Raw genomic sequence first — 13,421 nt, forward strand, 5'->3', positions numbered from 1 at the left:
CCTACAATAAGGAAGGTGTTTAACTTGAATTATTATAATTTTTTAGTTTAAATAACTCTTTAAATATCGATTAATAATATAATTGCAAGATTTGTTTAGGAAAAATTGATTGATTTTCTTTGTTGGCCTTCATTTTCAAATTCAATACTATTTAGAGTTTTTACTTCACGTATTAATTCACCATTATCATCGAATAAATCATCAAAATTTACCCGTTGAAAGACCTCGAGTTTCCCCCCCCTGGTAGCATTAAAAATTTTCACTCCTCTTTTATCGCAATAATCCTTTGCAGACAAATATGCTTCTGTCATAGCATATACATTTACTGCGGCTTCTTTACTATGTTCAACAGATTTGTAGTAATTTTCATCAAAGTGATCTCTACCAATTAACTCTTTATTGTAATTTATACTACCGTCTTTTTGCTTACTAATTCCAAAATTATGATCAACACCTAACAGATATATATTTTTAAACCCCATATAAGCTGCAAGCTGAATATTTGCAAACGTCACGGTTCCATGTTGGAAGATTTTTTTTGATACATCATCACTAAATTTTGGTAAACCATTATTCTCCACTTCATAATAGGATCTTAAAAAAATACAATCCTTACCTAATTGTTTTTTCAAGGAATTATAGCTTGTATTTGAAACTACTACGAACATCTTCTTCTTTTCCATTTTATATACTTCATCAAAAAATGTACTGGCCATTAATGAATCGGTAAAAGTATAATAATAAGGCATCCAATCCGTTTTATCTAAAAGTAAATTAATTCTATTACATGAGAAATTCGCCTGATTTTTGAGCATATTTAAATCTTCAACCGTCAAGCTAGGTCCGTTTCCAATAATAAAGCAGCTTTCACCCTGATGACTGCCTTTAAGCTTTTTTACTTTTCTGGACAATAATCTTATCCTCATATTTATATAGAATGGTTTTAACTTTAATCTATATTTCCAGATAAAAAAACTTAGCAAATTATTAGTAGATTTTTTTATTAAGTAAATCATTTTTACCTCCAAACAATTCATCAAAATTCCTTAATTCAAATACATCCAAGTAGGTAACCCGTGTTGCGTTATATATCTTCCGTCCTGAATTTTCATATACTAATTTTGCTTTTTCCATTCCGTTGTACATTTCTTCAGGGGCCTGACCTGGTTTCTTTTCATCTGACCGAATGTAATTCTCACTAAAGTAAATGGGTGAATCATCTGTTTTTTTAAGAAATGATAAATCTTTTGTTCTGGAGATTGCCCCTTTGAAATTATAATCATGTCCAAGTAAATAGACTTCTGAAAAACCCATATAATGAGCGATTTGAAGTAAATGATAGGATACGGTTCCGGACGAATATAAAGATTCCATTATAGTCGTTGAAAAAGTACCGCGTTTGTTTTCAGATAGATTATTATTAAAGTAGATATCTGCATGAAATAAATGTTTATAGCATTTTAAAGTGAAATTCATTTTTGCTTCAACTAAATTTATATCTTTTACATTTTCCTCTAATACGATTGGATCCACTACCATATAAAAGGTTGGTCTCCAATTAGTCTTATTAAAAATTTTATAGATTTTATTAGAAGCAAATGTATATTCACCTTTCAATCTTTCTAAATCTTCAGGTTTCAAACTCGGTCCATTTCCGATAATAAAACATCGTTCTCCCTTATATTTGTCCTTTAATGCTAGTATTTTAGAGTTGTTTTTTGTTAAGGGAATATTCCATTTCGAGAATAGATTAACTATAATATATAAAATGAAAACAAGAGTATTATAGACTTTCTTAACACTCTTTTTCAGAAACGGTATTTTTTTTATCATGTTTATTCTCCTAATACTAAACAACTTGCATTTCCGTCTTTTCACTATTAGATTGTTTTAATACGATCAAATCAATCAATTCTCTAACAGCTCCATTCCCACCGTTAGCTTTACATACATAATCCACTACTTCTATAACTTCATCTACTGAATCTGCTGGACAAGCGTTAATATAGCAAACCTTCATACAATCAATATCGTTAACATCATCACCAATATACGCAACATTTTCATATGTTAATTGGTACTTATGAAGAATACCGTCCAATACCTTAAGCTTATCGTCTACTCCTTGATGAACTTCTTCTATTTTTAGCTCAGCAGCACGTTTAGTTAGGATCTCTGACTTTCTGCCAGTTATGATAACCGGTATGATATGATACTTTTTCATATTGATTAAACGGTAACCATCTTTTACATTAAACGCTTTAAATACTTCACCATTATCACCGACATAAATTTTCCCATCAGTTAAGGTACCATCTACATCCATAACGAGCATTTTTATTTTTGATAAATCTTTATCGTTCATCATACGAATATACCTACCCCAAGAATATCGTTAACTCTAACTGTCCCAATAAGGTTATGTTCTTTAATAATTGGCAGGGCAGAAATATTGTTTTCCTTCATCATCTTTAGTGCATCTACTGCAAGTAATTCTGATTCAATATACAATGGTGTTCTGACCATTACATCATCAATCGACAAACCATACACATTCACTTCTCGTGATAACGTTCTTCTTAAATCACCGTCGGTAAATACTCCGATTAATTCATCTTGTTCATTCACAATATTAATAATCCCTAACGCTTTCGTACTCATCTCAATAATAGCGTCTTTTAACGTAGTCCCTACCATTACTACCGCGTTTCTATCTCCGGAATGCATAATATCATTCACTTTTATTAGTAGTTTTTTCCCTAGGGAACCGGCTGGATGAAACAAGGCGTAATTACTTTCAAGAAAGCCATACGATTTCGATAAACATACAGCTAATGCATCTCCCCAAACCATGGCAACCGTTGTACTTGATGTAGGTGCCAGATTCATCGCACAAGCTTCCTTAAATAATGGAAAGACAAAGGAGTAATCACTATATTTGATAAGGGATGAATTTGGATTTCCAGAGATACCAATTAATGTAGCTCCAATTATTTTGATATTTGGTAGAATTCTAGTAATCTCTTCACTCTCCCCGCTATAGCTAATCGCGATGATAATATCGTTAGCTGAAATCATCCCCAAGTCTCCATGTAGAGCTTCTGCCGGATGAAGGAAAAAGGACGATGTCCCAAGACTAGACATCGTTGCGGCAATTTTTCTTGAAACATGCCCTGATTTCCCCATTCCCGTTACAATCACTTTACCCTTGCAACTTGAAATCAGCTCTACAATTTTGACAAAGTTTTCATCTAGAGCTTCTTTTACAAGGTTAAGTGCTTTTCCTTCCATCTCAAAAACATTTTTTGCTTCTGAAAGAATATCTATTTGAGTTACCTTTTTAACTTCAGAAAGAATGGCTGTATTGTTCAACATCACGCACCGCCTTATAGGTTTTCATTAGCTTTTTAAGCATTACTTCGATTTCATCCAGTTTAACCATATTCGGGCCATCAGACTTAGCATTGTCTGGATCTTCATGGACTTCCATAAATAATAAGTCCGCACCGACTGCAATTGCTGCTTTAGCTAGATGTTCCACATATTCTCGATTACCACCGGTTGTCGTATTATTTCCTCCTGGCTTTTGAACACTGTGTGTGGCATCAAAAACGACAGGGTATCCGAACTTATTCATTTCAATGATGTTGGTCATATCAACCACTAAGTTGTTATAGCCGAATGTGTTGCCTCTTTCGCATAAAAGAATGTTGTCGTTACCTGATTCTTCAATCTTTGTTATGACATTTTTCATATCTTTCGCAGATAAAAACTGCGCCTTCTTGACGTTAACTGGCAGTCCGGTTTCAGCTGATGCTACCAATAAATCAGTTTGTCTGCATAAGAAAGCTGGAATTTGAAGCATATCGACAACCTCAGCAACTATTTTCGCTTGATACGGTTCATGAATATCGGTTACGACAGGTAAACCTAACTCATCTTTCACTTTTTTTAGAATACGTAACCCTTCTTCCATTCCAGGCCCTCTAAAAGATGAAATAGAAGTTCGATTAGCTTTATCAAAGGAAGCTTTGAATATATAAGGAATACCAAGTCGATCTGTAATGTTCTTCATCTTTGAAGCAATATCTAATACTTGCATTTCTGATTCGATGACACATGGACCTGCGATCAGAGTGAAAATGGAGTTATCTACTATAATATTACCGACCTTCATTGTTTTCATATTGTGCTATCTCCTTTAATTTAAGTTTAAGGCATAAAAAAAACACTAGTGGCTCGCTGCCCTAATGTAAATTTCTTCATTTTCAAGTTGTAATATTAATTGTTTAACATATTTTATGGCAGGTATACAAAAACATTCTTGACTATCTTCAAACTCTTCTTTATGTAAAATAACAGCCCAAATAACAATTAATGTGTAGATGAAAAATAGTTTTTCAACAAGATCATAATTGCATCTCTCATGTTCAAGAAAATTTTGTTTAATTTCATTAAATGGTTGTTTTGTTTTCGCCAAAAAACCTGCTAAATCTACCCATCTTGGGCCGACCCTAATACCTCCCCAATCAATAACCTTTAATTCACCTAATTGAGAATTAATTAGCATGTTATCCACAAAAAAATCCCCATGTAATAATGTAAAATGTGTTTCAGGATTTATATTTTCGTAGTACCTATTTTCAAGAATATTATGGTAAAGAAAATTGATTATGTCTAATGACTTTATAGAATAATTATTTTTTCTAAAATATTGATTGATCGTAGTAAATATCTCCTTATTAACATCGATATCATTTACAAAATAAAAAGCATTTAATAGTTCATATAGATTTAATTGTTCATTGTTTAATATTATTTTCTGCTTTCTAATTTCATTATTACAAAGTGTTAATATATGATCACCATGTTTTACAGAAGTTATGATGCTATTCATTTCATAAACTTTCTCGAAAAAGTTAGATTCAAATATTTTAGGATTTTCACCCTCAATTTTTTCCATTGTAATGAAACATAAATCTTTAATCTTGAGTATATTTACAATTTTGGGAGTAATACTTTCAAAAATAATATTCTTCTCCTGAAAATCTTTAATAAAACATTCTCCATAGGATTGCTTAATAGTCAAGATCTTAGTTAACAGCTTTCTATCTTTTAATGTATGCTCTATTAATCCAAAGTTTTGGTGTCCACCTTTAAAAATATAGTTACTTGAAATAAAAAAACCTGGAATGGTATTTTCTAACTCATTTATTATTTCTTCTAAATTTATATTATATTTAACTTTCATCCCTTTTCTTAATGTATCTACTGCTTTATCATGATTTTTGTTTTTCCAATAAGCCCTGGCAAGCTTCTGATAATTATAAAAATCCTCTGGAAACATTTTAATAATTTCTTCACCTAGTTTAATTGCTTTAAATAAGTAATTTCTATCATAATAGTATTTTGAAAATTTATTTTGTTTTCTAATTAAAATTGCTTTTTTTATAGTAATAACTAAACCAACTTTAAATATACTCGCTATTACTCTTTTCAATATGTTCATTTGTATACCTTAACTTTACCTAACATATACTCTTCAACCTTTTCAATATCTTTAGGTGTGTCAACTGATATCGTTTTACAATGTGCGTTGATATAATAAATGTCCTTCCTGTTTTCAATAAATCGAAAAGAGTCGTTCTCTTCAATTTTTTCAATAGGTCCTCGTGGTGTTTGATGATAATATTGAAGAGCTTTTTTTGTAAATGCTCCTACCCCAACAAATTTTTGGTATGTGTAATTCATTCCACCTTTAGGGTATGGAATAGGGCTTCGTGATATGAATAGGCAAATTCCATCTCTATTAGTGACGATTTTTAAGTTAGAAGTATCGACCACTTCAACTGGATCGGAAAAATCAGTCATTAGATTTGATACATAGAAATCATCTTTCTTCAAATCTGTTGGAATACATTTTACGATATCTTTAGCTTCAATAGCAGGCTCGTCACCATTTATCATGACAAAAAGATCTGCATCAATGTGTTTTGATACTTCATATAAACGTTCCGTTGCTGTTTCATGCTCCTTAGATGTCATGATCACTTTCGCTCCAAAGTCTTCGCATACTGATTTTATTTCTTCACTGTCTGTTGCAATGTACACCTCTTCAAAACATTCTACTTCCTTGGAATGGGTGTACACCCACCATACCATCGGTTTACCTAATATTTTCGCTAAAGGTTTATTATAAAATCTAGTTGAACCGCCTCTTGCAGGTATTACTCCAACTATCCTCATACTTATTACCACACTTTCTAAAATAGTATTTTATCAAAATCTACTCTTTCAAAGACTTCTAATTTCCCTCCACGAGTCGCATTGTATATTTTAATATTGTGTTCCTCTGCATATTTTTTAGCAGCCGTAAATGCTCTTGTAGAAATCTCAATATTGGGAAGGTACAAATCATCTTTGTCTTTGTTATAATCCTCACTAAAATAGTCCTTTGCAGTTTCATCAATGACAATTTCGCCATTATCTTTTTGCATTTTATTGAAATTATGGTCAACACCTAACAGATAAATCTCTTTAATCCCCATATAAACCGCCATCTGAATAGCAGTATATGCAACGGTATTTCCCCAGTATATTCCCTTGACAATATCTTTAGAAAACTTTGGTTCAATAGTACTATCACCAAACTTAAATAAATAATACTTAGCATTATTAAAGTGAATCTTATAATCCCATGGAAAGTTAACAGGAAAAAATTTGTTTTCTAATTTTAAATTATTGATTTCTTCTTTACTTTTAAAAATGGTTTTATCATCTTCAGAACAGTAATAAGAAGGTCGCCAATCTGTTTTGTCGAACATATAGTAAATTCGATTGAAGGCAAAGGTAATTTCATTATGTAGCTTGTCAAGATCATCAGATGTCAAACTAGGGCCATTGCCAATAATAAAACATCTCTTCCCTAAATGTTTATTCTTAAACATTTTTAAATTTATAGCATTTTGTGAAGAAGAGAACTTAATAATTTTGATTTGTTTATTCAATCTGTGTAAGGTTGAATTAATTTTATTTTTATATTTTTTAATCATAATAAACTCCTGGTATGTAAATATCAGCCACCCTATTCAACTCATTGCCATTTTAATAGATTTTCTAATAATTTTGTAAGGTAGTTTGTAAAGGAACGTTAATAGTTTTTTAATATCAAAAACTGAATATCTTACATCAATGACCTCGAAGTCATCACATATACCGTATGAATGGGTCCCAGTCAATTTTTTATGAAAATTAATTGGAATATCTTCAGGTAAAATTGTAGAGATATTTTTTTCTTGATAGCAACTCTCTGATATTTCAATTATTTCATTAAATTTAAGGGCTTTACCATATCCACCATTTGAACAATCCTGAGATACTCTTATCAATTTGTTGTTATACTTCAATATCCTTCCAGCTGGTCTAGTAAACTCGTTATCAGTAATAATAGGATTATTCTTATGTGGAATTAAATTAAAATTATTATCAAATGTGTATAGTACTAACTCGTCGCTGTAGGGACTAGTTGAAAATAATTTTGATGCAAATATATACCTTTTATCTTTGATTTTTAAAAGCGTTGCATCGGATAATTCGATATCTTCCAGTAGCACTTTACTTAGTTTCCATTCATACGGAAAATTAACCGCCTCATATAGTAGTAATTTTTTAACAGAAGAAGTTTCAGGTATCATGTATATTTTGTTATTTACATCAAACACAAAAGGATATGACATGTGAAAGGGTTCATTTAGAATAATCTGTTGATTCACTACCTTATTGTTAATAACTGTAGCAACCCCTATTTCTCCACACTTTGTTCTTTTGTTGTATGCTTCATAAAACATGAAGATATTATTGTCAAATTTATATAGAATAGGGTCTGCGTACCAATATTTAAAGTTATTTTTAAAAGCAGTAAATTTCTTTCTATTATTATTTAAAATCCCATTGTCATGGTTGATAAATCTATAGGCAATCATAAAATCAGTACTATAAAACCTTTGGAAAAATTTCGACATAACAATCTCCTTCTAATAAAAAACGTGATAAGTACATTAGTACCCATCACGAAAAATTACTTCTTTAGATACTAACTGACCTCAATTATTTCATAGATTTTTTTCATTATTCCCTCCTGACTATAATTTTCTAATACCTGACTTTGATTTTTCTTCAATTGATCATATAATCTATCATCGTTTAGTAAAGATATGATTCCCTTAAATAGACCTTCGGATGTTGGTTCCACTAGTAAACCATTTTCTTTGTGACGGATAAACTCCATAGGTCCCATTGATTTCGCAACCGTAACAGGTGTATTTAAGGCAAGTGCTTCTAAGACTGTAATCGATAATGACTCAACAAGCGACGGATGAACGTATATTTGGGTATGTTTGATATAAGGATAGGGATTGGTAATGGCCCCCATAAGAATAATATTATTTTCTAAATTATTCTCTTTAATCGCGTTTTCTATCTCTAAACGCTGTACACCATCACCAATGAGATACCATTTCACGTTATATCCATTGTCAACTAGCATCTTACAAGCATACACACAATTAATCATACCTTTTTCTGGTGATAACCGACCAACACTCAATAAAGTAATCACTTTATGAAGATTGATATTATAAATAGCTGCTTCCCTTGCTTTTTGTTTGATTTCCTCAACATTAATGATATTGGGAATGGTATTAATTTTGTGATGAATGTCGTGAATATGACTTGATAACATACTTTTAGTGCTATCTGATACGGCAATAATTTTGTCAAACCTTTTGTATACATTCTGCCAACGTTTAGTTAACTTTTCTGGGTAATCATATGATCCATGATGCCACCAGGTTATCTTCTTTTTGCTGTTAATAATATATCCAACAAAATCTGTGCAAATGCCTACACGATAGGCTATGGCACAGTCATAATGTTTATATAACCTAAAGAGTGGCTTAGCAAAAGATAATGATTTTACTCCAAAGATACTCTCAAGTAGGAATACTAACTTGAGAAATATTGCGAACCAATTTCTTGTCTTTAAGTTATTTAATAGACATTGCTTAATTGGTCCATAGGTTTTTGTAAGATCGTAGAAGATAATATTTACTTCTTTTGGAACTTCACTAGCATAATCTCCCAGCTCTTCAAATAAAACAAGGTCAACTTCATAGAGGTTATAATTAAAGTTTTTAAGTACATCAATTAGTGATTTCTCAACCCCGCCTACATTTAAATGACCGTTTACAAATAAAATTTTCTTTTTCAAGATAAAACCTCACGATTATGTTTCAGTTAGACTTATTATTTTTTAATATTAAACTATACACTCTTACCAATTTAAATTTAATTAGAAGTACAATAACTTTCATCTTCCAAGAAACATTTGGCAATTTAAAGTCTTTAAATAAATCCGAAACTTTTGGGTGATACATAATTTTTCTTGTCATGTTTAATCGTTCTACAGCATCGATATGAGAATATTTTATTTGTGATAATGCATTTAATGTAAAAAACAACATGTTAATTTTTATCTGTCTAGAGAAGTCATATTCCGTAGATTTTCCAAAGAAGTTTATTAACCTCTCATTAATTTTTAAGTATGAATTCCACTTTTTTTCATTATAAGTATTGGTTGTAGAATTCGGGTTATAAAAGTAGTTATAATAATGATGATTTTTTAAATAGTAAAAACTACCTGCATGATACATAACCTTTGATCCAAATAATGAATCTTCGCAGTAGTGAATTTCTTCATCATAGTACAACTGGTGAGTTTTAAGTAATTCTAACTTATATAAACAAACCCAATTTGAAATGGTAGGTGGAAGTTGAATATCTTCAAACATGATTAAACATTTGAATAGTTCATTCCTGATATCTGACTTTGAATAATAACCAGCACGAATCGGTTGAGTGCGTTTATCTTCAAAGTCAGTTGACTTTTTTTTAAAATCACACATTATTAAGTCTAGATCTAATTTTTCTGCTTTATTAATCATCTCCTTATACATATCCGACTCGATCCAATCATCAGAATCAATAAAACTTACGTATTTACCTCGTGCAAGTTTAATACCATCATTTCTTGCAGCTGAAACTCTAGCATTTTTCTTGTGTATTACTTTTATCCTTGTATCTTTTTGTGAATATTCGTCGCAGATTTTACCAGAATTATCTAATGAACCGTCATTAATGAGTATAATTTCAAAATCTTGAAAAGACTGTTTTAGTATGCTATCAATACAACGTCGCAGGTAATTTTCAACATTATAAACGGGTACGACCACACTTATTTTTGGCAGCATCTTTTCCTCCTTTCTTTTAAAAATTAGTTTTCTTATGATATTTCCTGTTTCTTCCTCATTACATCGTCTGTCTAAGCTTTTGATCTACGGATATGAGTTTGCCTCGGTCGACTTTAAAAATAATGTCGCAATTTTCAATTGTACTTAATCGATGAGCAATAATAATGATGGTCTTTTCACCTTTAAGCCCATCTATTGCTTTCATTATCTCTTTTTCTGTATCGTTATCTAAAGCTGATGTCGCTTCATCCAAAAAGATAATTTCCGGATTGTGATACAATGCTCTAGCAATCCCAATACGTTGGCGTTGTCCACCAGAAAGCCTAACACCTCTTTCTCCAACAATTGTATCTAATCCTTCAGGAAGAGAATCAATAAATTCCTTTAACAATGCATCTTCAATTGCATTTTGAACAGCAACTTCGTCAATATCTTTATCTGTAATACCAAATGCAACATTTTTCCGAATTGTATCATCCGATAAATAAATCGATTGTGGAATATAACCTATTTTATTTTGCCACACTGGTAAGAATTCTTTTAGGTCATTCCCATCGACTATTATTCTACCTTTTTCTGGTCCGAATAGACCTAGAATGATATCTACAATTGTTGTTTTACCAGCTCCTGAAGTTCCCACAAAAGCAACGGAACTTCCAATAGGAATCGTTAAAGATATATTTTTGATGGAATAATTATCTTGATTGGGATAACGGAAATAGACATTTTCTAATTCAATGGAATGGTGGAATGTTTTTTCTTCACTATTCACCTTTAATGGTTTGGATTCCATTGTGACATCATCAAGTATTGGATTTTTTCCTCCATTATCTTTTATCAAATCATTATAAACTACCGTCAATGCTGGCTGACTATATCGAATGGATGTTAGCATGGCAACAATTCTTGTAATAGAAGGCATAAGACGAAAAGCCGCCATTGCAAATAATGACATAGTAGATACTAATGTAGCTGTATCAGTCCGTTGAAAAACAATAATAATCATTGTAATAAGGACAACAGATACTAATAATGTTTCAATGAAAAGCTTTGGTACTTGATCTAGCGTATTTTTATAAACGATATTTTTCACTAAATTTTTGCTTTTATTTGCATACGAATTCACAAAGTAATCTTCTTTTCCGGACACTTTTATTTCCTTACTTGCTCCAAATCCTTGATTTAACCATTTAATGACCTCACGACTTAATTTTTGATTTTCTTTACCTAAATGAGTAATTTTATTGCGGAAGATTTTAAAAAACACAAAAACACTTCCACCCAACAATATAACGGACGAAAGTGTAGCTAATGGTGCTGTAAATATAAGCAAAGTAAGAATAAAAATCATGACCAACAATTCAGTTAATAATTGAAAGCCCGCTAATACAATACCATCAAATACTTTTCCCGCTTCCCCATTAACATTTCTTAATAATTCTGCTGAATTCTTTCCCAAGTAAAATGTATAAGGTTTTGTTAAATACGCTTTGAACATAGTTTTTGCTAGAGTATTTTTTTGATAAAGAATAACTCTATATTGTACATTGTAAAATAATAATAGATAGGCATTTTTGACAATAAAAATTGAAAGTAAAAATACAACACCAAATAAAATAAAAGCATTTGTTGATTGAAAGTTAAACAATTTGTATACATTGGATAAAATAGCTTGTTCTTGTATTATAGTAGGATTTGTCACAATCCCAACAAAAGGAACAATTAATCCGATTCCTACTGTTTCAAAAATGGCTGCAATGATCATCATAAAAAAAAGAAATAAGAACTTCTTCTTATCCCTTTTGGTGAAAAGTACCCAGAGCTTTTTTATTGTATCCTTCAATTTAGTCACACCTTTTTAATTCTGGTTGGAACAATAATTTTTCATCTGTTCCTTCATTTTGTAATAATGTATAGATTTTCTGAACTTCCCCATCATTTCCAAAATCCTTAGTCTTGCAGTAATTACTTATTTTATGAAGTAAATTTTCCTTTGTTATTGCCTTCATAATATCTATCGCACATCCCTCGTTAGACATTGGAACAATCATCCCATCGATGCCATCTCGAACCTGACTTCTTGCAGTTTCATAATCCGTAATAATTACTGGTTTTCCGAGGATCTGTGCTTCCCTTACCGTCACAGCTTTCCCCTCATACCGAGATGGCTGAATATATATATCACATGATAGAATATATGGATATGGATTTTCCTTTTTTCCCAGTAAAATAACATGGTTCTCCATACCAATTTCATGGATTTTTTGACGAATAAGCTGTTCATCACTTCCATAACCAATAATGTACCACTTTACTTTAAAGCCCTTTTGAATGATCTCTGCGCATATTTCCGGAATATTATCAAAGTTTTTGGCGTATGCAAACCGACCAATGGAAAGCAATTTAAGATATTCTTTTTCGTCTGGCATCTCACTAGAAACATCCGTTTCACAGGATTGTTGCTTTACCACTTTAGAAGAGAGAATATTTTCCACAACAATAGCCTTATCTGTAAATTGTGGATAGTGTTTGAGGAACACGTTATGACATTCTGCGGATACATTAACGATATAATCTAATTTTGAATATACTTCGATATCTAGTTTCCGATCAGGAGTTAATTGATTATAATCCGTGTGGATCCAACCCGCTTTCACTTTGGCATCGACCTTGCTTAGGACAATATTATGAATACCGATAAAAGACAACGCTAAGTCATATTCCCCTGTAATTTTTGGCAATAACGGTAGTAGATACTTATGTGCATATTGTGATTTGTTCCAAACCCCTATCTTTTTATTGAATACTTTACTTCGAATATTTAAATCGATTCTAGATAGTATTCTCGCAAGACCATAAATGAATTTTTTGCTAAATAGCAGGTTTCTAATCGGAACTTCAAAAACATCATACCTTGGTTCATAAGGCAGTAAATTAACTTCTTTAGGTATGTATTTCATAAAATCTCCCTGGTGTTGATACAACATAAGAGATACAGAGTATTTTTTATAATCAAAAGAATTTAGAAGTCCAATTAAACTTCTTTCTGCTCCACCAATATTCATTGAATACATTGTAATAAGTAATTTTTTTCGATTATCAGAATTATTCATT

Annotated in this window: 13 protein-coding genes; all 13 read right to left on the minus strand. The window is 31.2% G+C overall.

Annotated features, from left to right (window positions below):
• Window positions 1-95: 95 nt before the first annotated feature.
• Entirely contained in the window at window positions 96-911 is an 816-nt protein-coding gene (locus ACSBPO_RS14040) for a 6-hydroxymethylpterin diphosphokinase MptE-like protein (protein WP_442594291.1), read from the minus strand.
• Between the two features lie 76 nt (window positions 912-987).
• Window positions 988-1,833, minus strand: a complete 846-nt coding sequence (locus ACSBPO_RS14045; RefSeq protein ID WP_442594293.1) for a 6-hydroxymethylpterin diphosphokinase MptE-like protein — start codon at window positions 1,831-1,833, stop codon at window positions 988-990.
• Between the two features lie 16 nt (window positions 1,834-1,849).
• Window positions 1,850-2,368: a KdsC family phosphatase gene (locus ACSBPO_RS14050; protein WP_442594295.1), complete on the minus strand. Its 519-nt coding sequence runs from the start codon at window positions 2,366-2,368 to the stop codon at window positions 1,850-1,852.
• Window positions 2,365-3,375, minus strand: coding sequence for a KpsF/GutQ family sugar-phosphate isomerase (locus ACSBPO_RS14055; protein WP_442594297.1), 1,011 nt, complete (start codon window positions 3,373-3,375; stop codon window positions 2,365-2,367). Before ACSBPO_RS14055 ends, ACSBPO_RS14050 begins: the two co-directional genes overlap by 4 nt.
• Entirely contained in the window at window positions 3,347-4,186 is an 840-nt protein-coding gene (gene kdsA / locus ACSBPO_RS14060; protein WP_442594299.1) for a 3-deoxy-8-phosphooctulonate synthase, read from the minus strand. Before kdsA ends, ACSBPO_RS14055 begins: the two co-directional genes overlap by 29 nt.
• A 45-nt stretch (window positions 4,187-4,231) precedes the next feature.
• Window positions 4,232-5,509, minus strand: a complete 1,278-nt coding sequence (locus ACSBPO_RS14065) for a phosphotransferase (RefSeq protein ID WP_442594301.1) — start codon at window positions 5,507-5,509, stop codon at window positions 4,232-4,234.
• Complete coding sequence (locus ACSBPO_RS14070) at window positions 5,506-6,246, minus strand: 3-deoxy-manno-octulosonate cytidylyltransferase (RefSeq protein WP_442594302.1); 741 nt, start codon at window positions 6,244-6,246, stop codon at window positions 5,506-5,508. The genes ACSBPO_RS14065 and ACSBPO_RS14070 overlap by 4 nt, the downstream gene beginning before the upstream one ends.
• A gap of 17 nt (window positions 6,247-6,263) precedes the next feature.
• Window positions 6,264-7,052 (minus strand): 6-hydroxymethylpterin diphosphokinase MptE-like protein, encoded by a 789-nt coding sequence (locus ACSBPO_RS14075; RefSeq protein ID WP_442594303.1) that lies wholly within the window; start codon window positions 7,050-7,052, stop codon window positions 6,264-6,266.
• A gap of 36 nt (window positions 7,053-7,088) precedes the next feature.
• Window positions 7,089-8,021 (minus strand): glucosamine inositolphosphorylceramide transferase family protein, encoded by a 933-nt coding sequence (locus ACSBPO_RS14080; RefSeq protein ID WP_442594304.1) that lies wholly within the window; start codon window positions 8,019-8,021, stop codon window positions 7,089-7,091.
• A 71-nt stretch (window positions 8,022-8,092) separates the two neighbouring features.
• Complete coding sequence (locus ACSBPO_RS14085; protein WP_442594305.1) at window positions 8,093-9,268, minus strand: glycosyltransferase; 1,176 nt, start codon at window positions 9,266-9,268, stop codon at window positions 8,093-8,095.
• Between the two features lie 22 nt (window positions 9,269-9,290).
• Window positions 9,291-10,307: a glycosyltransferase family 2 protein gene (locus ACSBPO_RS14090; RefSeq protein ID WP_442594306.1), complete on the minus strand. Its 1,017-nt coding sequence runs from the start codon at window positions 10,305-10,307 to the stop codon at window positions 9,291-9,293.
• 58 nt (window positions 10,308-10,365) lie between these two features.
• Window positions 10,366-12,159 (minus strand): ABC transporter ATP-binding protein, encoded by a 1,794-nt coding sequence (locus ACSBPO_RS14095; protein ID WP_442594307.1) that lies wholly within the window; start codon window positions 12,157-12,159, stop codon window positions 10,366-10,368.
• A complete protein-coding gene (locus ACSBPO_RS14100; protein ID WP_442594309.1) occupies window positions 12,152-13,420 on the minus strand; it encodes a glycosyltransferase in 1,269 nt (422 codons plus the stop codon). Before ACSBPO_RS14100 ends, ACSBPO_RS14095 begins: the two co-directional genes overlap by 8 nt.
• Window position 13,421: the final 1 nt, after the last annotated feature.

This window comes from Neobacillus sp. D3-1R (assembly GCF_052180215.1).
Taxonomy (GTDB): Bacteria; Bacillota; Bacilli; order Bacillales; family Cytobacillaceae; genus Pseudoneobacillus.